Below are 24,555 nucleotides of genomic sequence, written 5' to 3' on the forward strand. Positions count from 1 at the left end.
TAGACTTCTTCATCTATTTCGGGCTATTCAATTTAGCCAGCTATGTGTTTCAGTATGAACAGCACAGCAATAATATACATCATTGGGTGTACTTCTCTTGATCTTCCGGATAAGGTTTTTAGCACTACATAAGAAATTACACCAAAGATTAAACCTTCCGCAATACTATAACTCAAAGGCATCATGATGATTGTCAGGAATGCAGGGATCGCATCAGTAAAATCATCAAAGTTGATTTTTAAGATTGGACTCATCATGAACAGACCTACCAAGATCAGTACAGGTGCCGTTGCCTCAGGAGGTACTGCTGTGAAGATTGGGGCGAATACAGTAGCTGCAAGGAACAGGATTCCTGTAGTCAATGCAGTTAATCCCGTTCTTCCGCCCTCTGCTACACCGGAAGCACTTTCAACATAAGTGGTAACCGTGCTGGTTCCCAGTGCTGCCCCTACAGTAGTTCCGATGGCATCTGCCAGTAAAGCCTGCTTTGCATTTGGTACCCGGCCTTCGCTGTCCAGCATATTTGCCTTAGTAGAAACGCCAATTAAAGTTCCTAAGGTATCAAATAAATCTACGAACAAGAAAGTGAATACCACTAACAGCATATCGAAGGTAAAAATATTATGCCATTCAAACTGCATAAAAATCGGAGCGATAGACGGCGGTGCACTTACCGGATTTACTGGCAGTGAAGCCTTGCCAATGAATACCCCTAGGATAGTTGTGATGATCATACCAATCAACAGACCGCCTTTAACATTTTTAATCAGTAAAAACCCAGTAATTAATATTCCTACAATGGCCAACAACACCCCTGGGTCTCCAAGATCCCCTAATCCTACTAAAACCACATCATTATTTACGATAATTCCGGCGTTCTGAAATCCGATAAAAGCAATAAATAGACCGATTCCCACACTCACTGCGTTTTTAATAACCATAGGCATTCCGTTAATAATAGCTTCACGGACATTGAGTAATGTTAGTGCAATAAAGATAAACCCTTCTATTAAAACTGCAGTTAAAGCAAACTGCCAGCTGTACCCCATACCTAATACTACAGAGAAAGCAAAGAATGCGTTTAAACCCATTCCCGGTGCCAAACCAAAGGGTAGGTTGGCCAACAATGCCATACAGATCGTTGCGATAGCCGCAGATAATGCAGTAGCTGTAAATAATGCACCCTTATCCATGCCTGTAGCGCTAAGGATATCAGGATTCACGATCAGGATATAGGCCATGGTCATGAAAGTTGTAATTCCAGCAATGATTTCTGTTTTTGCGTTGGTTTTGTGCTGTGAAAGCTTAAATAATTGGTTTAGCATGCCTGCCTCAGGCTTTTTGTTTGTCAGTTCCATTTTCATCCTCCTCATCTGATTTAGGAAGGGTTCATTCGATGGCGTCAATAGCAAAGCCCGGATGGGAAGGTTAGACGCTCATCGTAGTGAAACCTTCCCGTCCGGGCTTTTATCCCCTCGGTGTAGCATCGCATTGCTGCAATACCTGTATCACTCGGTCCTAACACCATTGAATCCTGTTTATAAACCATATTTATTAAATAGTATATCCATATTTAATCATTCTACGATTTTAAACAGTTCAAGGCCGGAACCCTAGATACACTTTCACCCATAGTCAGACAATTCTTGGCTGTCTGGTAGAAACTTTCGGACCATATCTCCGAAACTATATGAGCAAACATTATGTTGTTTTTTGTTTGTTATTGTATCTTTATCATACCAAAGGTACCCTAATAACGTCAATAGGTTTTACGAATGTTTTTTAAGGAGGATGATAATTAATTTGATTAAACACGAACATTATTCTTTAAATATGAATCTTTTATTCTATTTTTTACTGTGCAAACTTATTTTTCCTAAGAACTTCAGCCGCCATGATACCATGATTTTGTAGGGGCAGACCTGGATGTCTGCCCGCTTTTTTGGACGACACATAGGTCGTCCCTACCTATTGAAATTACCAAATAAACGATTTAAATAGCATTTCGCAATAATATATCTTTCACTTTAAGCTTATCTAAAATATTCAATCCCTGCCCGGAAGATCTGCTGATCCTTCTCCCCGGGAACATTTATCCCGATATAGCTTCCAATTCTTTCTGAATGCCCCATCTTGCCCAATATCCTGCCATCAGGGCTGGTAATTCCCTCCACTGCCTCTAGGGAACCATTTGGGTTAAAGGCAATGTCATAGGTTGCACGGCCATTCAAATCTACATATTGGGTAGCGATCTGACCTCTTCGGATCATTTCCTCTATCACAGCTTCCTTAGCTACAAATCTGCCTTCACCATGGGAAACTGCAATTCTGTGTATGTCTCCTGCTTCTACCTTTGCAAACCAGGGGGATAAGGTAGAGATAATTTTTGTTTCCACCAATCGGGACACGTGACGGCCGATTTGGTTAAAGGTTAGGGTAGGACAGTCCTCATCCATATCCCTTATTTCTCCGTAGGGCAGCAGCCCCAGCTTGATCAGTGCCTGGAATCCGTTGCAGATCCCCAGCATTAACCCATCCCGCTTTTGCAGCAGCTCCATTACAGCTTCCTTGATTCTTGGATTTCTAAAAACTGTAGCAATAAATTTGCCTGAGCCGTCAGGCTCATCGCCTGCGCTGAAACCTCCCGGAAGCATGATAATCTGTGCCTTGCCCATAGCCTTTGCCATTGTGACAATAGAATTTTCTATGTCTGCAGCACTCAGGTTTCTAAATACAAAGGTTTCTACCTGCCCCCCTGCTTTTTCAAAAGCTCTTGCGGAATCTACTTCGCAGTTGGTACCGGGGAAAGTGGGAATAAACACTCTTGGTTTTGCAATTTGGATCGATGGCTTCTTTTGATTTCTGTTTGTATAGGTGATTTGTCTGGGTTTCCCTTGAATCGGAGAAGCCTTTGTTGGGAATATCTTTTCTAAAGGTGTTTCCCAGGCTGCCAGCGCATCCTTTAAGGCGATCCTCCTATCATTAATCTGAATTATTGGTTCTTCCGTAGTAACTCCCAGCACCACATGGGGAAGTCCTTTGAAAATCTCCTCAATCACTTCTCCTTCCGGAATTTCTAAGATGATAGAACCATAATGGGGTATAAACAGATCACTGAATTCCATCCTTTTTTCAAATCGAATTCCAATTTGATTTCCAAAGCACATCTTGCTGATGGCCGCAGCGATTCCCCCTTGACGAATGCTGTGGGCGGATAATACTTTTTTATCATGGATCAGCTTTGTAATCCTATTGTAGATAAAATTCATAGCATCAAAATCGGGGATTTCCTGAGCATCTCTTTCCATAGGAACCCAGACCGCTTGACTTCCCTGCTTTTTGAATTCCGGCGAAATGATCTTTCTTACATCCTCTGTAGTCACTGCAAAGGCTACAAGGGTAGGGGGAACATTTAACTCCTTAAAGGTACCGGACATACTATCCTTTCCGCCGATAGCAGGTATTCCCAGGGCATGCTGCACCCTATAGGCCCCTAGCAGGGCACTGAAAGGTTTCCCCCATTTGCTTGGCTCTTTTCCCAGTTTTTCAAAATACTCCTGGAAAGAAAGGCGTATTTTCCTGTGCTCCCCTCCCATGGCAACAATTTTGGCTATCGCTTCTACCACGGCATAAAGTGCACCATGGAAAGGACTCCACTTTCCAATTTGAGGATTATAGCCAAAGGACATCAAGGAACCGGTTGTGGTATCCCCTGTCAGTACAGGTATCTTTGCGGCCATGCCTTCTGCAGGAGTCCCTTGATATTGTCCTCCAAAGGGCATCAAAACCGTACCGGTACCGATAGTGCTGTCGAAGCGCTCTACCAGTCCACGCTGACTGCAAACATTGAGATCCTGTAGGTTTGCAAGCCAGGCCTGAGCTAAATCTTCTTTATATTGGTCTACTTCTAAAGGCAGCTGTTTAAAATAATTGCTTTCTTCTGTCGGTGCCTGTACATATACCTTTGTATGCTGCTTCACACCATTGGTATCTAGAAAATCCCTGCTTAAATCCACAATGGTTTTTCCACGCCAATGCATTTTCATTCTGCGATCATCGGTCACCCAGGCCACTACCACCGCTTCCAGATTTTCTTCTGCCGCCAGCCGAATAAAGTTCTCCGCCTGATTTTCAGCTACGACTACAGCCATTCTTTCCTGGGATTCGGAGATGGCCAGCTCAGTACCGTCCAATCCTTCATATTTTTTAGGAATCCGATCCAGGTCAATCACTAAACCCTCAGTCAATTCTCCAATGGCTACAGATACCCCGCCGGCACCAAAGTCATTGCACTTTTTGATCAATCGGCTGACTTCAGGGTTTCTAAAGAGACGCTGGATTTTTCTCTCTGTCGGGGCATTGCCTTTTTGTACCTCAGCACCACAGTTTAATATGGATTCCTCGGTGTGCTCCTTTGAGGAACCGGTTGCACCGCCGCATCCGTCTCTTCCTGTTTTCCCCCCCAGAAGAATCACCGCATCTCCTTTTTGGGGCTTTTCTCTTACTATATTGGCCTTTGGTGCAGCTGCAATTACTGCTCCTACTTCCATTCTTTTTGCAATAAAGCCCTCATCATACAGTTCTGCTACCTGACCCGTAGCTAAACCGATTTGATTGCCATAGGCACTGTAGCCTGCAGCAGCTCCTGTAGTAATCTTTCTTTGAGGCAATTTGCCGGGCAATGTATCTTCTATCTTTGTCCGGGGGTCTCCGCTGCCGGTTACACGCATGGCCTGATATACATAGGTTCTCCCGGACAGGGGATCCCGGATGGCCCCTCCCAAGCAGGTAGCAGCCCCGCCAAAGGGCTCGATTTCTGTTGGATGATTGTGAGTTTCATTTTTAAACATCAAGAGCCATTTCTCGGTTTGACCTTCAATGTTAACGTCTATCTCAATACTACAGGCGTTGATTTCATCGGATAGGTCTAAATCCTCCAGCTTACCTGACTTTCTCAGCTCCTTCATGCCAATGACCGCCAGGTCCATAAGGGTCATATCCCCTTCAGTGTCTCCATATACCTGCTTGCGGGCTGCCTTGTAGGTTTCATACGCCGCGCTCACAGGCACTGTAAAACTGCCTTCCTGGATCTCTACTTCTTCAATTTTTGTGAGAAATGTGGTGTGACGGCAGTGATCGGACCAATAGGTATCGATTACCTTGATTTCTGTAATGGTAGGGTTTCGTTTTTCATGATCCCGAAAGTACCCTTGAACAAACAATAAATCCTCTTCACTCATGGCAAAGCCCATTGCTTCTCTATAACGCTGCACCGTATCCTTGTCCATATCTATAAATCCTTCCAGCACGGCTACGTCTGCCGGAGTCGGCGATATCATTTCTAAGCTCTCCGGTTTATCTATGGCTGCCTCTCTGGAGTCTACGGGATTGATACAATAGGCCTTAATTTTTTCAAAGTCCTCTTGGGATAAATCTCCCTCCAATAGAATGACTTTCGCAGAAACTACATCGGGGCGCTCTTGCTGGGTAAGAATCTGAATACATTGGGCACCGGAGTCTGCTCTTTGATCGTATTGCCCAGGCAAATACTCCACAGCAAAATAGCGGGTATTCTCTGCAATTGTCAGCTCTTCATCCATCACTTCATCTACCGGGGGCTCTGAAAAAATAGTATTCCTCGCCTTTTGGTAAGCTTCCTCATCAATCCCCTCAATATCATAACGATTGACAATCCGCAGATTGGTCAAAGCTTTCATTCCCAGGTTCTCTCTTAGATCTGCCAATAAATGCTGTGCCTCAATATCCAAGCCCTTTTTCTTTTCTACATAGATTCTGCGCACCTTTTGTTTCATCCTATATCCCAGCCTCTCCTTATAGAATATATCGCTTGAGTAATCTGCTTATAACAGTGTCAATGCTTTAAAAAACTTATATGTTAATACTCCTATAGATTTACGCGTCTACAACAAGATGTTGTTTTGTAGAGGCAGACCTGCGTGTCTGCCCGCTTTTTCGGGACGACACATAGGTCGTCCCCCATAGGCGTCAACGTAATCCAATTATTTCCAAATAAACCTTAGAAGCATGTCATTCTGAGCGTTAGCGAAGAATCTTATAAAACATAAGCAAGATTACTTTTGATTATCAGAATATATCATCTAGCTTAAAGATCCTTCGACTCCGTTTTACTCCGCTCAGGATGACAAATTATGGGTTAAGTTGACGCCTATGGGTCGTCCCCTACATTTATCTTTCATTTTACTGGCGTAAATCTATACGCGTTACACGAAATAGAATCTAATAGGGTTATAACTGTATCTTTACAAATTTATTGTAACATAATAAAATTAATAATTAAAATTAATGATATTAATATTTTTTATTAGGAGTGATTATAATTGGATATTAATTTTGAGCTCTATAAGGTATTTTACCATGTGGCAAGGCATCTTAATTTCTCAGAAGCAGCACAACAGCTGTTTATTTCCCAGTCTGCGGTCAGCCAGTCCATCAAGCTGCTGGAAGAAAAGCTGAGTTGCCGCCTTTTTATCCGCCATACCAAGCAGGTTCGCCTCACTCAGGAAGGAGAAGCCCTTTTTCGTCATATTGAACAGGCCTATCATTTTATCAAGAGCGGAGAGAAACACATTCATCAGATTCATTCATTGCAGGAGGGGGAGGTGCGCATCGGAGCCAGTGACACAATCTGCAAATACTATCTTCTTCCCTTTATTCGGCAGTTCCATCGTCAATATCCAAAAATCCGTATTCATATTACCAACCGTACCTCCCCCGTTTGCATTGAGCTTTTGAAAAAGGGGATCGTAGACCTTGCGGTTGTCAATCTTCCTGAAGAGAGCTTAGAACCCAGCCTGCATGTTCATCAACTGGCAAAAGTGCAGTATGCCTTTGTGGCAGGGGATGCCTTTATAGATTTACAGGGCCGGGAGATTTCTATAAAAGAACTGGAGGGATATCCGATCCTAACCCTTGAGAAAAATACCACCACCCGAAGTCTGCTGGATGCTTTTCTGCTGCAGCATAACACAGCCATTACCCCTGAAATAGAAATCAGCAGTGTGGATCTATTGCTTGAATTTGCTAAAATTGGCCTGGGAATCTCCTTTGTCATGGAGGATAGTCTTAGAGATATGCTGTCAATGGATGAGTTGTTTCGCTTGAATATCAGAGAAACACTGCCTCAGCGAAACCTTGGGGTCCTATCTCCTGCAAACCTGCCGGTACCGATCGCTGCCAGCAGGTTTTTAGAATTGCTGATGAAGTAGGGAAAGGATATTTGCGTCTTAATACATTGGTAGGAAAATATGAATGAAGGCAGAGAAAAACGCCTGCCTTCATTCTAAGATAAAAACCATATACCCTATAAATACTTATCCCCGACTTTATTAAAAACATTGTTGCTTCTCAGGCAAATCTGCTTGACTACTGAACAGTTTCAATCTTTTCCTTCTGATATCGGACTGCCAGTAGGCAGATCCCTCCTGATACAACCACCGGTGTCAAAAAGCTCCACAACAGCTTTCCCGCAACAAAAAAGGGAATTCCGGAGCCGATACCCAGCAGCGCTGACCATAGGGCGGTTTTTTCATTGCAGCGGGACGAAAACAAACCATAGAAAAGCGGAAAGAATACGCCGGCACACACCAAATCAGCAACAAAGAACAGATACAATACACTATACCCCTTTGCTGCAAGTATGGCTGCAGGAATCATCAGCAGGATAGTAATGGTCCGGGCAAAGGGAAGTACCGATTCCTCCTTTAGCTGCTTAAACAACCGTCTGCCGTCAATGGTAAATGTAGCTACAATCCCGTTGAGCAGGGTATCTACCGTACTCATCACCAGTACCAGGGCCAATAGGAAGAGCCCTATGATAAAAGCCTTAGGAAATAAGCTGCTTGCCAATGTAAAAACTGCAATAGAAGGATTATCCCCTGCATGGAAGGCTCCAGCAAGGATTCCCAAAAACCCTGTCAACAGCATAATGGGAACAACTAGTAGTATAGAGCTTTTTAAAGACTTATGCAGTATTTCATTGTTCCTGCCGGCATAAATTCTCTGCCAATAACCCTGATGAAATAAGTTTGCCGCGAAAACTGCAATACACAGGGTTAATCCGTATTGAATTCCTCCCCAATTGCTAAGACTCAGCAGTTGGGGTGTATTTGTGCCTATCCGGGTGAATATTGTATGGGTTCCGCCTCCATAGTAGATGAATCCAGCTGTAACCCCTACCAGTAAAATCCCTACGAAGATCATTTGTATCAAATCTGTAAACATCGAAGCGCGAAGTCCTCCATAGGCTGTATAAATCATGGTTCCAAACCCAACCAGCAAGGTTGTATGGATAAGGGGTATCCCCGCCAATTGACTTGCCACCATCCCAATGGCTGTCAGCTCCGCAACGAGGTGCACCAGCATATAGAATAAGGATAAAATCACCGTTAACCCATACATCTTTTTCCCATATCTTTTCCATGCGTAGTCCGTAAGGGTGCTTCCCTCGGGCAGATAATTTCTAACTTTAGGACTCAGGACAATAAATGCACCATAAAGACTGGCTACGCCCATTGCGTAGCCGATGATTGCCGGAAGTCCCCCTAATATCCCTGCCTCCGGAGGTGTGAACAAGAGAAATACGCCCAGAAAGGAGGCCATCAGCGTTGCTGACAGGGTTTTTGTCCCTGTACTCCCTCTTGCTGTCAAAAAATCATCGGTAGTACTGATCTTTCCCTTGCTGTATAAAACGCCGATGCCTGTAAAAATTCCAACTGTAAAAATCATAAGCAGCATGATATATGAATAGGATAACATCTTTTTCCTCCAATATTTTTTTGTATTTCCTGATTATGCATTCATAAAACTCTTCCACAATCTCCTGGCAGCTTCCTTTGCTGACGGAGCTGCCAATATAGCCGATGCTACAGCAATACCATCAATCCCTGTCTCTTTCACTGCTAAGGCATTGGATTCCTGAATGCCGCCAATGCCTACTACAGGTATATTTACTGATTCTTTAATGCTTTGCAATTGTTCCAGCGTAACCCACCGGGTATCTGTTTTAGTATTGGTAGGAAACAACGCGCCAACGCCAATATAGTCAGCACCCTCTGCCTTGGCTTTCAAAGCCTCTTCCAGGTTGGCCGTTGAAACGCCTAAAAGCTTATGGTTTCCTAGTACTTTCCTTGCTACACTGGCGGGCAAATCACTTTGACCTACATGCAAGCCGTCGGCATCAACGGCCAACGCAATATCCAAGCGGTCATTGATGACCAGTGGAATTCCGTATTTGGAGGTCAATGCCTTTACCTGCACAGCAATCTCATAAAAGGCCAAGGAGGATGCATCCTTTTCTCTCAGCTGCACCAAAGTTACACCGCCTGCTATGGCCTCTTCAATTGTTTCAATGAGATTTTTACCTTGGAGACACGCCCTGTCTGTTATCAGATAGAGTCCATAGTTCACATTAGGCTTCATGAATTTTTCCTCTTTCCTGAAAACACTCCATAGAAAAGCTTCCAATGGCATCCATCAGCTTCATCCTAAAGGTGCCTACTGCTTCCTTCTGTTCTAAAGCTTCGTATGCCATTTCCCCTGCTATTCCCATAATCGCCGTTCCCATAATTGCCCCGTGGAAAGGATTTTTCTTTGTTCCGACGCAGGTTCCAATAAGTGAAGTGGTCATGCATCCTGTACCGGTTACCCTGGAAAGCATCTTATGTCCATTCTCTATATAGAAAACCTGCTCCCCGTCAGAAATAATATCCGTTGCCCCCGTGATAGCCACCACGCAGTCCAACCTTTTTGCCAATTCCAGAGCGATTTCCTTGCCACCGGCTAAAGAGTCATCTACAGAATCTACGCCCCTTGTTTTTCCATCCTGTCCGTAAATGTTCTTGATTTCTGACATATTCCCTCTTAAAACAGACAGTTTAACTTCCTTGAGTATCCGCTGAAGGGTTTGTGTTCTCAGGTTTGTGGCACCAACGCCTACAGGGTCCAAGACCACGGGAACTCCCAATGCATTTGCTTTTTTTCCTGCCAGGATAAAGGATTCTATTGTCCGTTGATTTAAGGTGCCTACATTCAGCACCAAAGCTGATGCGATGGATACCATCTCCTCTACTTCTTTGTGATCATCGGCCATCACAGGAGAGCCTCCCAGGGCTAATACAATATTGGCACAGTCATTGACAGTTACATAGTTGGTAATATGATGAATCAATGGTTTATCTCTTTTGATGCCTTCATATATTTCATGAAAATACGAAAATAACATTTTCGTCACCCTCCTTAGACAATTATATTAATCCTGCTTTTTTATAGAGCTCATAAAAATGATGGGTAGGTCCTACCCCTTTGCCGATAGAAAAGGACTGCTCAATGGCTACGGTTATATATGCCTTAGCCCCTTCAATGGCCTCAGCTACAGACATATTCTTTGCCAGATTGGACGCGATGGCAGAAGATAAGGTACAGCCCGTGCCGTGGGTATTTTGCGTATGTATCCTTGGAGAATGATAATACTTAAAATCCTTTCCATCGTACAATAAATCAACGGCTTCCCCTTCTAAATGACCACCCTTTACCAATACATACTCAGGATTCATATGATAAATCTGAACAGCCGCACTTTTCATGTCTTCCAGATCATTGATTTTCATCCCTGTGATCACTTCCGCCTCAGGAATATTCGGCGTAACCACTTTAGCCATAGGCAGCAGATACCGGATCAAGGCTTCCTTTGCCTCCGGCTGCAGTAAATGGTAGCCGCTTTTTGAAACCATCACCGGATCTACAACCAAGTTTCTTACCGGGTATCTTTCTAAGGTTTGCGCAATAACCTTGATGGTATCTGTGATGGAAACCATGCCAATCTTTACTGCATCTACAGCAATATCATCGAAAACTGCCTCAATCTGCTTCTGAATCAGTTCCGCTGAAATGTCCTGAACCCCAAAAACCCCTTGGGTATTTTGCGCTGTGACAGCAGTAATGACACTCATGCCGAATAATCCATGGGCAGAGAAGGTCTTCAGATCTGCTTGAATGCCTGCGCCGCCGCAGCTGTCTGATCCGGCTATGGTTAATATCCTTTTCATTTCAATCACCTCCAGTTTTTTTTTGCAAAATAAAAGCACAAATCCCAATGTAGGATTTGTGCGAAACGACACAATAAAAACCTTGTCAAATACACTTTCCTACGCTGGCATGATCCAGATCAGGTAATAGGGATCAAAGACTTCGTAGGGTCTTTCTCTCAGTTGGCCTTTCCAACTCTCCCAGTGTAAAGGGATTCAATTTTTTGCTCACGTAGCAATCATAACATAGTTGAAGAGAATAATCAATCCATTTATATTTATGGGCTAATGTTATTTTTCATTCATTTGTTTCAGATAGGCACCATAGCCTACTGTCTCCAGTTTCTCTGCTTTATCTTCTACCATATCTTTTAATTCCGATTTGTAGACAGCGACCTTTTTTGCGATCTCTTCATGGAAGCTTCCTAATATTTGTGCCGCCAGGATTCCGGCATTTTTTGCTCCGTTTATAGCTACTGCAGCTACAGGAATGCCCGGCGGCATCTGTACAATGGAATAGAGAGAATCTACACCCCCCAGTGCGGCAGTTTTGACAGGCACTCCGATTACCGGAACTGTAGTGAGGGATGCCACCATCCCCGGCAGATGAGCGGCTCCTCCCGCTCCCGCAATGATGATTTTCAAGCCCCTTTCCCAGGCAGTTTCTGCATACTCATACAGCCTTTTAGGCGTTCGATGGGCTGATACGATAGTCAGTTCATAGGGAATTTGAAAGTTTTCCAATATGACTGCAGCCTCAGTCATAACCGGCAGGTCTGAATCGCTGCCCATAATGATGCCTACCATTGGTTTCATTGTGTCCCCTCCTCTATCGATAGGATTTTTACCTGCTCAGCTGCTCTTTTTGCCAGCTGGGCCGCGGCTTCCATGCTTTGGGCGGTTACCGTTATATGGCCCATTTTTCTTTTTGGCTTCGTTTCTTCCTTGCCATATACATGAAGCTTCACGCCTGGAATCCCTAAGGCTTCATGAACGCCTGCCACCCTTGCTTTCCCTATACAGCCCTCTTCTCCCAACAGGTTGCGCATCACCGTTGGCCGTACCAGGGTTGTTTCTCCTAAGGGAAGACCCAGTATGGCTCTAATATGCTGCTCAAACTGAGAGGTCACACAGCCTTCAATGGAATAGTGACCGGAATTATGGGGTCTTGGCGCTACCTCATTGATCACAACCTCTCCTTCATGGGTGGCAAACATTTCTACACAAAACATCCCTACACCTTCAAAAACCTCCATGACCTTATAGGCCATTTGGAGGGCCTTTTCTGATACGGACGGTGACAGATCTGCAGGCACTCTTGTTTCGATCAATATGTTATCCTGATGGAAATTTTCCGCCACAGGATATAGGACAATTTCCCCGGATAATCCTCTGCAGGCTAATACAGAAATTTCCTTTTCAAAAGCCACAAAGGCCTCTGCCATAAGGGGTATTTTCCCGGAGCCCAATTGCCTGTAGCCCTCTTCCAGGTCCTCAGGGCGCTGAATCAAGGCATTTCCCTTCCCGTCATAGCCCCCTGTACAGGCTTTTAGCAGAAAAGGGTAACCTAAAATGCCGCCAATCCCCCGCAGCTGCTCCTGATTCTCTACCCCCAGAAAGTCAGGAACCAGCAAACCTGCATTTTTTAAGGCTTCCTTCTGAAGAAACTTATTTTGTATCACGGCTAAGCTCTTAGGGGTTGGATAGATAGGATGCCCTTCTTCTTCCAATGCCTGAAGTATCTCTACACCGATATGTTCAAACTCGTAAGTTAATACATCCGATTGTTCGGCTAGCTCCCGCAGCCCGGCTTCATCCTTGAAATCTGCCATAATATGTGCATCGGCTATGCTATGAGCAGGACAGTTGGGTACAGGGTCTAATATGGTTACGTGAATTCCCATTTTTTTTGCCTCTTGAATCATCATTTTTCCCAATTGTCCTCCGCCAACGATACCTATTCTTTTTTCAAGATACCCAGCCAAAGTCATTGCTCCACCTCCTGAAGGCCTATTTGTCCGCTGTTTTCCCTTTTATTGTAACACAATTTTCATCATAAGTATAATTAATGCAGTTAATAATAAGTATTATCTGTGGTTATGAAAAACTATCGAAAGAAGTTCATCCCATAATCAATCACCTAAAATCACCTCTATATAATGGTTTTTTTGATCATCTGTCAACTCTATTTTTTTACCCTGCAGTCTTATACCATCTATTGAGAGCTCCCGTACATGCCTATTCACTCCATTTGGATTTTTTACAAGGATATGATATAGGGCATTACCATGTTTATACTTAATTTCGTATTCTGCCCAATCCTTGGGTATGCATGGCTCAAAATAAAGGGCATTACCCTCTTTTCTCAATCCCAGGATGTCTCCCATTCCCACACTGTACATCCAGCCAGCTGCTCCAGTATACCAAGTCCAGCCGCCTCTTCCGATATGAGGACTAACTGCATATACATCGGCAGCAATAACATAAGGTTCTACCTTATACACGGAACATTCAAAGGGGGTTCTGGTATGATTGATGGGATTGATCATATGATAGAGATTCCAAGCCTGATCGCCTTCACCTGCCATTGCAAAAGCTTTTATTACCCAAGTTGCAGCATGGGTGTACTGCCCCCCATTCTCCCTTACGCCGGGAACATAACCCTTAATATACCCCGGCTCTTGATCACTATCATCAAAGGGCGGAGTAAAGAGCAAAATTAAACCCTCTTCCTTCTTTATCAAGTAATCCTCAACTGCACGCATAGCTGCTTTGCTTCTCTGCAGATCACCGCCTCCCGATATAATTGACCAGGATTGACCAAGTGAGTCTATGATGCACTCTGTATTCTGAGAAGAGCCTAATGGGCTCCCATCATCATAAAATGCACGCAAATACCATTCTCCGTCCCATCCATTCTTTTCAATGTTTTGCGCTATTTCCTCTGCAATTTTTATATATCTTTCTGCTCTATCGCTTTCCTTCATCAGGGAACAGATGGGAGCGAAGCTTTTCAGTATCTTGTATAAAAACCAGCCTAACCAAATGCTCTCACCCCTGCCCTTGTTCCCTACGGTGCTCATTCCGTCATTCCAATCCCCGGAACCCATTAGAGGAATACCATGGATTCCATAGCGTAGAGACCGCTCAATGGCACGTATGCAGTGATCGTATACAGAGGCCTTCTCTTGAGAGATTCTGGGAATTCCATACCGTTCATCCTCACCCTCCTGTAAAGGCTCTTCCTCCAGGAAGTATCGCTCCTGATACAGCAGCTCCCGGTCTTGGGTATGATGGAAGTACTCGGCTGTGGCATAGGGCAGCCAGAGCAGGTCATCGGAAAATCTGGTCCTAATCCCTTTTTCTCCAGCACCAGGATGCCACCAATGCTGAACATCTCCCTCAATAAATTGATGCTCACAGTGAAGTAAAATTTGCCGCTTTATGGCCTCGGGATATGGATACATGACATTCATTGCATCCTGCAGCTGGTCCCGATATCCATAGGCTCCTCCTGATTGATAAAAAGCTGATCTTGCCCAAAGGCGGCAGGCAATCGTTTGATATAACAGCCATCCATTCAGCATGAAGTCCATAGATAGATCTGGCGTTTTTACTTGAATTTTATGAAGATACTCCTGCCACAGCTTCCCCACCTCTCTTAAGGCAGTTTTACAGTTCTCAATGCTTTTATAGTGGGCTGTCAGGCTTTTCACGGCCCTCTCTTCCTTAACCTGGCCCATCAAAAATACTAATTCTCTTTGTTCGCCGCTGTCTAATTCAACTTCACATTGAATGGCTCCGCAGGGATCTAGACCTGCACCAACCTGGTTATTCAGTTTCTCTCTTTTTAGTCCCTCCGGTAAAGCAATATCACCTGTTAAACCAAAAAAGGCTTGACGATCTCCGGTAAAGCTTGTGATGTTTTCCGAGGTATCCATAAGGGTTACTCTTCCCGGAAAATCTGACTGGAAGGAGTTCGTTATAGTAATCCCTCCTTCTGAGCTTTTATTGGTCATAATATACTGCCGTGTCATTTCATCACTTACACCCATTACAGGTGTTATATAATAGGTAAGCCTGAGTCTTCGCTTCATCGAAGAGCTGTTTTTTAAAGTAATATAGTTAATTTTTATCGGATCTTCAGCAGGAACAAACATTTGAAGCTGCTGTTCTATACCGTGGCTGTTATGGAGAAAAGTGGAGTAGCCCATTCCGTGTTTAATTACATAGCTTCCCCTTTCCCTGATTGGCAGGGGGGTCACTGACCATACTTCCCCTGTCTCCCCATCCTGAATATAAATCATTTCTCCCGGTGGATCTGATACGGGATCATTGGACCAAGGCGTAATTTTGTTTTCCCGACTGTTTTCTGCCCAGGTAAATCCAGACCCGCTTTCTGTCACGATAAAACCAAAATCCTTGTTCGCTACAACATTGGACCATGGAGCAGGTGTCTGCATCCCGTCTCTTAATTTAATAATATACTCCTTTCCATCTTTGCTAAAGCCCCCGTACTCATTGTAAAATGCAACATCAATAGGAATATCAGGGCATAAAAACTTTAGATTGCTGCCGTTAAATGACTTTTCTGGCGGCAAAGCTATTTCTCTAGGGATATTGGTTAATTGTTTTCTAAGGGGTCCAAGTTCTGCTTTGATAATAAGCCGTGCAACTGCATAAAACAAAACCTTATCTTCCTCTGGTACTACATTGGCATCCCGTATAAAGATGCCTCCCGGTTGATTCAGAAGATGCCTTTCATTACTACTGTATACCACCTCATTAATTAGCTGCTGAAGAGGCTGCAGATAGCTGCTTTCATCTTCGTTTAGAATTACCAGATCTACCTTTAACCCTTTTATACGCCAATATTCATGGGCCCTTAGAATCTCCTTCAACACATCAATGTCTTCTATCTTCTTTATAGTAAGGAGTAAAATTGGAATATCCCCTGAAATTCCATAAGCCCACAGTCCTGACTGACCCTTGCGGTTTTGCTTTAGAATTTCTTCATATACTCTGCGGCCTGGATTCAGATAGATTAAATAAGGCATAGCCTCTGAGAAAATTTCAATTTCCTGTGGTCTAAAGTTTAGATAAGTCAATTCTACCTGACTTCTTGTCAGTGCCAGTTCTGCAGCCCGCTGTACCGCACTGGTATCTTGATATTTTTTGATGAGTTCCATGAGATTCTCTCGTGCTTCTTCACAACCGGTGGCATAGATGATAACAGCACTTTCTCCACCTTTAATTTTTATGGTTCTTCGAAGGCTCATGATTGGGTCAATGGCAATACCCGTATAATTTTTAAGGGGATGTTTATGGGCATCTGCACGATCGATACTTTTTCCTCTGCCAATAAAATGGTTTCGGTTTGTTTCATATTGTAAGCCACCCTGAACATTTCCCTCCACTTTCATACAGTGGAACAGCCATTTCGTGGTCTGATTATGGCCCCGGGGTCTTCTTGAAGCTACCAGTGTATCATATTCTGTCAATAGCTCTGTCCTTACAAATAAGTTGCTAAAGGCAGGATGCGCTATATCGGAAGATTGATTGGCCATTACTGTTTCAAAGTAACTGGTAATCTGTAACAGTTCTTCCTCCGTTCCATGGTTTGTAATAGTAACTTTTCTTATTTCTACGGGGTCCTCTGCAGACACAATTATTTCTGTATGGGTACTGATATTTTCGTCTGTGCGATGATATTCTGCTTTATCCTGTCCAAAAATTACCTGATACCCATCTGGATCATCCCGTAAAGGTTCATAGGTTGTAGACCAAATACGATTGGCCTTTAGATTATTAATGAAAATAAAGGTGCCGAATCTGCCTAAGATAGGGTCCTGCCGCCAGCGGGTAAGCTGTAGATCATCCTTAGCACTGTATCCGCTGCCCCCCTCTGTCAACAGAACCGAGTAATGTCCATTGGACAAAATATGGCACCTTGGCGGCAATGCTTCCGGTAAACCGTATCTTCTCACTGCTCCAATAAGGTTTCCATCCTGAAGATAGTTTTCTGCAGGAGTTTCCTTTAATTCCTTTGTAATAATAGAGCGAATTGGCGGCCTTTCCTGAAGCAGTGTTTCGCCAGCCCTTACTACCGGATCGCGGTGAAAGCGCTTCTGCATGATATAATCGTTGAAATAATTATTTAGAGAGACAATGCTCATTCCTAGGTGGTGGGCCATGAAGCTTTGTACAATTTTTTTCTTGGTTTTTTCGTTTAACCGCTCCGGCGTATAATCTACGGCCTCATAAAACCCATAAATTCCCTCCATGTCATCCTCAAGGAACCGTCTTATATTTTCCATTGACTCCCTTGGACTTAGAGGAAGCGCCAATAGTGTAGAATAAGGGGAAACAACAATTTCATCGATTAGGCCCCGCTTCAAACCAATATCCGGGACACCAAAGGCTTTATACTGATAATTCAGCAGCATATCGAATCCATAATAACCGGATTCAGAAATTCCCCATGGAACATTTCTTCTTCTTCCATAGTTCTGATGTGCTTTAATCACTGTATGATAGGTCTCATCGAGCAGTGTTCTCCCATAATTTTTCATTGTCAGGAAAGGCATAAAATATTCAAACATTGTTCCCGTCCAAGACACCAGAGCACGGCTGCCATCGGTTACAGAAAATATCCTCCCCAGCTTATACCAGTGTTTCTTTGGAATATCACCCTTTGAAATAGCAAAATAACTGGTAGTTCTGATTTCTGAAGCTAGTAAATCATAATAAGCATTTGTCAATTTTCCCTCTTCCGCATGATAACCAATAGAAAGCAATTGTCTTTTTTTATCATATAAAGACTTAAAATCAGCAGCAGCAATAATCCTATCTATTCTCTGAATTAGATCATTGGCTTGCCCTACGGTCTGTGCAACATTTTGCTTATAGCTGGAAAGCGTCTCTTTTAAAGCCTGATTCCCTTCTTGTTTCTGATTCAATTGATATAATAGGCTCTCATAGATTTTCTCGAGTTCCATCAGTGACGGGATTCTTTCCTTTGGCCAACTTTCGTTCATAAAAGTGAATTCTTCTCCAGGATTATTTCCTTTTGCTTGATATACAATCGATGGAAAGAAGTACTCCATTTCTTTTTTCATCAGCATTAACTGCTCAGAAAATCTTTCTTTTCCTTTAATCTCATGGTTTTGATTATTTATTAATTCATTTATTAAGGATGCATATTGACGCAGGGTGATCTTCTCCTCTTTTATCTTTTCCTGCAGTATAAACATTTCCAGCTGATTATTGTCTTCTTCAATTGAGACTGTATCACGAAGTCCTTCTATCATTCTTTCATCAATAATTGGCCTTTGCAAATATTCCTTGATTCCCTCCCGGGTCACTGCTAAATAAGAAATAAAGTTACCGCTGTCCACAGTGGAGACATATTGGGGCCTTAGTACCTCTAGGGTCTGTGTATCATACCAATTGTATAAATGACCCCTCCAGGTCTCCATTTTTTCAATCGTGCTGATGGTTTCCTGGATTCTCTTTAGCATTCTAGCTGTGGTAATATATCCAAAGTCGCGGGCACTCAGCACCGATAACAGATAGAATCCAATATTTGTGGGTGATGTTCGTCGGGCTGCTCCCCTGGGAGGATATACCTGATAATTGTCTGGCGGTAAAAAGTTATCCTCTTCCCCTACCAAATCCTCATAATAAGCCCAGGTCTTTCTCGTAATTCTCTTGAGAATCATTTCATCTCCCTCTTCTAAGGCTGCGATATTTTTCACCCTTTCACTGCTGATCCTGTAGGCTGCCCATGGGGAAATAATCCATAATGCTGTAATTGTTATTGTATATACCAGTCTGCCATTAATCATTAGGACAAACAGCAAAAGAATTATTGGATATATAGCAGCCATTCTTCGTATATAGCTGATTAAATCATTTTTCAGCTTTTTCTCCGAATCTGCAAGGGTCACCCACTCCAATAAATTCTTATTGGAACGGTATAATCGAAATAGGGTGCGGATAATTGCGTCGGCCATCATATATGCTTGGTAGGGTAAAAATATCAGTTGAAAAGCTGCTAGGTAAAACGTACGTATAGATTCCTGAAAAAAGTTTCCCCATAATCCGTAGCGCTGAGCATTGATCTTTATTCTGATAGAATCAACTAAGTTAATCATAAAGGGAAGCAGCAGCGTAACTGTTCCCAAAGCCAACCACAGCAAGGGGTTACCCGGGATTAGGGTTGCACCAATACTAAATGTCAGTAACAGCCCAAGGGGAATTAAGCTCCTTCTCAAGTTGTCCAATATTTTCCATTTAGACAGAGCCGAAAGGGGATTAGAGACTATTTTTCCTTCCCGATTTCTTATCCTAGCTGACAACCACTGAAGCAGCTGCCAGTCACCTCTTACCCATCGGTGTAACCGCATCATGTAGCTGCAGTATTTGGCAGGATAATCGTCTATAAGTTCTAAATCACTGGCTAATGCCGTTCGTATATAGCTGCCTTCTAAAAGATCATGACTAAGCACGAGGTTATCTGGAATCGCATCTGTTAATACCTTGTTAAAAATTGTCAAATCGTATATGCCTTTACCGGTAAATATTCCTTCCTGATATAGATCCTGATACACATCAGAATTGGCGGTAGTATAAGGGTCTATTCCACCTTGCCCTGCATATATTCGAGCAAAAACAGTTGCATTTGAACTCTCTATGCTAACATCAATTCTGGGCTGTATTAGACCATAGCCTTCACCAACAATTCTTCTTTCCTGATCAATTATCGGTTCATTTAAAGGATGTGCCATCATTCCAATCAGTTTTTTTGCAGTGTCTATTGGCAGACGGGTATCTGCATCCAGGGTAATTACATATTTTATTGGCCCTCCGTCATTGGGATTACCCGACATGATGGAATAGGAAGTAGCTTTTTCTCCTGCCAGCAGGTGATTAAGCTCCAAAAGTGCTCCCCGTTTTCGTTCCCATCCCATCCATCTTTCTTGTCCTTCAGCATACTGTCTATGGCGATGAAAGAAAAAGAAAATCTCACTGCCGTACTTTTCATTCAGCATCCTCACCCTTTTTAGCGCTTCATCAATAATCTCCTGGTCGCTAGGTTCTTCCGCCTGAATACTGTCTTTAAAATCACCAGCTAATGCAAAGACAATATTTTCTTTTTTGTTAGAGAGGTAATAAACCTCCAGCTGTTCCAATAGGTCTATTACCCTACCTTTATCAGGTAATAGGGTAGGGATTACTACCAGCGTTCTGAATGCTAGGGGTATTGCTTCCTTGAAATCATATCTGGGTATAAAATCTGGCGGTATGGTTTTTGTAACGATTCGATTGGTGAGCATAACAGCGATCTCACTGATAGGAATCAGAGCAATTAACCCTGCTGCCAGCCCCCAGAGAATAGCCATATTTTTAGCAGATATGTAGGTGTATATCATAAAAAAAAATGTAAATCCAATGGTTATGGAGCAAATTGGAAATAAGTAGACAGATAAAGATGCCGGTTTGCGGTATCTAGGCTTGTCTTTAATTTCCAATTCATCAAATAAAATCTGTTTTCCCTGGTCTATTAAGTAATATCCAACATGGCTATATTTTTCGGGAGACTCAGCTTCCTGATCTGCACATTTTACAGCTGCCTTAGCAATTTTAGTTTCAGAAATATGATACCTATGTGAAATCTTCTCAATTTGACCACGGTAATAATCCCTTGATTCAAAGTCCATTTGCTGATAAATACCTGATGTCTCCTCTCTGAGTATGTGTTCCACCACACTCAGTTCTTCAAAAAATTCGTTCCAATCCAGCACACCAATAAGATTCAGACTGATAATTGTATTCCCCATAGATACTTTTCTTGCTGCCTGCCTCTGATGTTCGCTTTCGATTACATATTCTAGGGTTTTATTGTGTTCCTTAAGCCGCTCCTCAATATATTTGATCAGATTTTCCTTGTCATAGGCTTGTCTTCTGATAGCTTTCAAAAAGTGTTCTATAAATGAATAATTCACTTTTTCGCTGGCATCAAAGATATCCTTAATAGCATTTAAAACTTCATCATCCTCACAATTTAAGAGTGCCTCTGCCTGCCTCCATGAACCCTCTGTTTTTCTGATTTTCTCACATAGCAGTCTGATCTTCTCAATTAAAGCAATTCTAAGCATTAGCGAAAGTGACCAGATTTCTGCAATTGTTAGTACCTGCTGACTTTGATATGCCCTGATAAAAGATTTAATAACCTCCTCATCCAATCTGCCATCGGTATGGGAAACTAATTCTAGAGCAATAGCATAAACCCGAGGATAACCCACTAGATGGCCTTCACTCAGAACACGCAGCTTCAAAAACCTTTCCCTGCGTATATTTAATCGAATATCTTTTACCTGTTCTTCAATTTTATAAAAATTATCCAACAGCCATTGAGAGGCCGGAGAAATCTCCTCCTGCTTCTTCGTATAACCATTTACCTCTTGATATACTGCAGAAATGGTTCGATAATGACTATCCAATCGATGCAATAAAGATTTTGTTGATTTCATTTTATCGGATGTGGAATGGAATACCGCAACTTCCCGACTGTGCTTTTCTAATTCCTCCTGGCTTAACAGCACATCTTGTATCTTTTCAATTTTCTCATGTGCGTTCTTCCAATAATGTTTCAAATCTGTAAGCATCTATTGAATCCTTCCCTTCCAGAATTTTCTTTATAAGGTTTACCAAGGGTTTAGCATAAGCTGTTTCTATTATTGATTAGATTTATGACCTTCTCTGAGAAAATTGCAGAAAGCTCCTCTGCATATTCTTGGGAAAAGCCTTCAGAATAAATATTTACTAGAGGTTTCTCGCTGTCAGGTAAAACAAGGGCCCATCCATTTTCATTTTCCATCTTAACTCCCTCAAACAATTCAATGCTATCAGCCCCATGAGATAAAATCATTTCCTTCATCACTCTGCCCTTGTCCTGCCAACCGCATTGTACTTCTTTTTTTACAAAATAAGGCTCCGGGATTTGATCCACGATAACACTTAGCTTCTCCTCTTCTCCCGTCAAAAAATCAATGATTAATCCGATTGCCCAAATTCCCATAAATCTGAAAATATATTGGATTGGCGTGTCCGCCTTACCATAACCCTTTAACATCTCATTCATAATGCTGGCCGGATCAGATTTTGTTCTCACTAGCTCAACACCATGGGTTTTAGCCAATTGATCTATTATCCTTGACGAAATATAGGGATGAATAATCCTGTTTACTTTTCCCTGCTTTAAAACCATCTTTGTGGTTAGAATATTATATTTTTCCTGCCCCATTATTCTACCGATCTCGTCAATGAGCACGATCTCTTCTCCACAGCTGCTAAAGAAAACTCCCATAGCAGCTTTGCTGTCTATTATTTGCTTTACCAGCGTAGAAATAACTGCTTCTGCTCTTATATTTTTATCATGAGGGCAAATTGTCTTCACGTGACAGCCCATATCTTTTAGAAATGTTTCCGCCATAGATAATACAGGAAAGGACAAAGCTGCAATAATGACCTTGGTACTCGACTGCTTTATCTTGTTTAGATTCTCCAGCTTCTTTAATCCTTCTCTGAAGAAAATCGAACCAAAGTTTGCATTTTCCACTGGCTGTCTTACCTTATCCCCGCTGCATCGTTTAAAATCTCCACGGCTAAAGAGATATTCTATTTCCTTTTCCAGGCTTCTGGTAATATTGCTGCCAGAATGATCTATAAACTCGATACAGCATTTATTCAAGTTTGGATTTACATGTATATGAATACCTCCATCGGTTTCATAGTATCGAACAGCAAATCGAGTCATCGGCAGAAATGATTCATTTAGTATCATGACTTGAGCACCGGTTGAGGCCACTCCCGCCATAATAGCACTCTGAATTAATTTGCCCTCGTTGCTGCCGTCACTGCTGATGATTATATGGGGATCACCCTTTAATGCGGAAGAAAAAGCCGCTCCTAGCCTAGCTGCAAATTCAGGAGAAATATCAATATTCATTTCACCAGAAATATTTCTATACCCAAAAAGGGTTTTGGATATCTTAGTCCCCCAGACAAGATTTTGATTTACAATTGTATTTTCTTCGATTCTTTTGTGAGGCCAAATTTTAATATCAGGTTTTATCAACGCTCCGCTGGAAATAAGGGTTGCTTCACCAACGACCACGTTCTCTAATATTTCTGCTCCGCTTTTAACAGTTGTTTGATTGCATAACACGGCACCCCGCAGACTTGTATTCTTGTCAATATTCACATGGTCCCAAAGAATACTCCTTTTTATCGTCGCTCCCTCCCCTATAGAGCAGTTTTCACCAATAATTGTCGGGCCTATTAATCCAACATTATTTTTGATTATACAATTGCTTCCGATATAAACAGGAGGCTGGAGGCTAATCCCCTCTCCAATCTCTGTGCCCTCTCCAATCCATATCCCTTTCATGACTTCCTTAGATTTTAAGGGAAGCTTCACATTCCCCTGTAGTATATCGCAGTGAGTCTGCCGATAGGAGCGCAGATCTCCCACATCACACCAATATTCTTCCATAATATATCCAAATAATGGCACTTGATCCCTTAATAGCTTCGGAAATAAATCTTTACTGAAATCAAATATATCTCCCCGATTATAGTAGTCCAGCACTTCTGGTTCTAAAATGTAAATGCCTGTGTTGATGGTATTGCTGAAAACTTCCCCCCAGCTTGGTTTCTCTAGAAACCGGATAATTTTCCCCTCTTTGCTGGTTATAACAACCCCATAATCTATAGGCGTCTCTTCATCTTTCAGCACGAGGGTTGCTTTTGAATTCTTCCTTTGATGAAAATCTACTGCCTTCTGTAGATTGATATCTGTCAAAGCATCTCCACTAATAATTATTAGGGTATCATCAATAAAGGGTTCCGCATTTTTAACGCTTCCCCCTGTTCCCATAGGTGTTTCTTCAATAAAATGATGCAAGTTTACCTCCCATCTCTCCCCATTTCCAAAATAATCTATTATGCATGTGGGCATATAGGCTAGTGTGACACCGATATCCGTAATCCCATACTTTTTTAATAATTCAATGGAGTACTCCATGACAGGTTTATTTAATATTGGCACCATAGGCTTAGGCAGATTGCAGGTCATAGGCTTTAGTCTTGTCCCTTTACCGCCGGCCATTATGATCGCCTTCATAGAATCACTTCCTTTCTATTATTTGAGGATATTGCATAATTCAAAAATTGAAATTGTGGATAAAAATCTGTGAAAAATCCCAAATTGACCCTAAAAAAGGTTAGACAACCCCTATAAAACTAAGTTATCCACAGTTTTTTCAATTTTTATTATGAATGCATCCCTCCCATTTTTACATTGTTAGTTTTATGCTGCATGATTCAATTTCTTATCAGCCTTTACCATCTTAGATGCGATGATGGCAATACAGGTTAAATCCATGAATACTTTCGATTTTTTAATCCCTGAAACTCTAAGATTATT

Annotated in this window: 11 protein-coding genes and 2 riboswitches; of the genes, 1 reads left to right on the plus strand and 10 read right to left on the minus strand. The window is 42.4% G+C overall.

The annotated features are described in order from the left end of the window. Positions 1-32 precede the first annotated feature (32 nt). Together BUB56_RS12870 and BUB56_RS12875 are read right to left on the minus strand one after the other, a co-directional pair. Entirely contained in the window at positions 33-1,358 is a 1,326-nt protein-coding gene (locus BUB56_RS12870) for an NCS2 family permease (protein WP_207650445.1), read from the minus strand. A gap of 254 nt (positions 1,359-1,612) precedes the next feature. After that, a riboswitch (purine riboswitch) is annotated at positions 1,613-1,714 on the minus strand. Positions 1,715-2,033: 319 nt separating this feature from the next. Then, a complete protein-coding gene (locus tag BUB56_RS12875; RefSeq protein ID WP_110941718.1) occupies positions 2,034-5,813 on the minus strand; it encodes a phosphoribosylformylglycinamidine synthase in 3,780 nt (1,259 codons plus the stop codon). A 546-nt stretch (positions 5,814-6,359) separates the two neighbouring features. Here BUB56_RS12875 and BUB56_RS12880 point away from each other — a divergent pair. Next, complete coding sequence (locus tag BUB56_RS12880) at positions 6,360-7,247, plus strand: LysR family transcriptional regulator (RefSeq protein ID WP_110941719.1); 888 nt, start codon at positions 6,360-6,362, stop codon at positions 7,245-7,247. Positions 7,248-7,404: 157 nt separating this feature from the next. Here BUB56_RS12880 and BUB56_RS12885 read toward each other — a convergent pair whose 3' ends face one another. From BUB56_RS12885 to BUB56_RS12920, 8 genes are all read right to left on the minus strand, one after another. Further along, positions 7,405-8,796 (minus strand): sodium:solute symporter family transporter, encoded by a 1,392-nt coding sequence (locus BUB56_RS12885; RefSeq protein ID WP_110941720.1) that lies wholly within the window; start codon positions 8,794-8,796, stop codon positions 7,405-7,407. Positions 8,797-8,829: 33 nt separating this feature from the next. Beyond that, positions 8,830-9,459 carry a thiamine phosphate synthase gene (thiE, locus tag BUB56_RS12890; RefSeq protein WP_110941721.1) on the minus strand — a complete coding sequence of 210 codons (630 nt, stop codon included), beginning with the start codon at positions 9,457-9,459 and terminating at the stop codon, positions 8,830-8,832. Beyond that, entirely contained in the window at positions 9,449-10,261 is an 813-nt protein-coding gene (thiM, locus tag BUB56_RS12895; RefSeq protein WP_110941722.1) for a hydroxyethylthiazole kinase, read from the minus strand. Before thiM ends, thiE begins: the two co-directional genes overlap by 11 nt. Positions 10,262-10,283: 22 nt before the next feature. After that, a complete protein-coding gene (thiD, locus tag BUB56_RS12900; RefSeq protein WP_110941730.1) occupies positions 10,284-11,084 on the minus strand; it encodes a bifunctional hydroxymethylpyrimidine kinase/phosphomethylpyrimidine kinase in 801 nt (266 codons plus the stop codon). A 79-nt stretch (positions 11,085-11,163) separates the two neighbouring features. Then, positions 11,164-11,276, minus strand: a riboswitch (TPP riboswitch). 78 nt (positions 11,277-11,354) lie between these two features. Further along, positions 11,355-11,879, minus strand: coding sequence for a 5-(carboxyamino)imidazole ribonucleotide mutase (gene purE / locus BUB56_RS12905; protein WP_110941723.1), 525 nt, complete (start codon positions 11,877-11,879; stop codon positions 11,355-11,357). Then, positions 11,876-13,054, minus strand: a complete 1,179-nt coding sequence (purK, locus tag BUB56_RS12910; protein ID WP_110941724.1) for a 5-(carboxyamino)imidazole ribonucleotide synthase — start codon at positions 13,052-13,054, stop codon at positions 11,876-11,878. The genes purE and purK overlap by 4 nt, the downstream gene beginning before the upstream one ends. A gap of 141 nt (positions 13,055-13,195) precedes the next feature. Next, positions 13,196-21,733 (minus strand): glycoside hydrolase family 94 protein, encoded by an 8,538-nt coding sequence (locus BUB56_RS12915; RefSeq protein ID WP_110941725.1) that lies wholly within the window; start codon positions 21,731-21,733, stop codon positions 13,196-13,198. A gap of 50 nt (positions 21,734-21,783) precedes the next feature. Then, the gene (locus tag BUB56_RS12920) at positions 21,784-24,252 is read right to left on the minus strand and encodes a sugar phosphate nucleotidyltransferase (RefSeq protein WP_110941726.1); all 2,469 of its coding nucleotides are present in this window, start codon (positions 24,250-24,252) and stop codon (positions 21,784-21,786) included. Between the last annotated feature and the right edge of the window lie 303 nt (positions 24,253-24,555).

It is taken from the genome of Geosporobacter subterraneus DSM 17957, assembly GCF_900142145.1.
GTDB classification, from domain to species: Bacteria; Bacillota; Clostridia; order Peptostreptococcales; family Thermotaleaceae; genus Geosporobacter; species Geosporobacter subterraneus.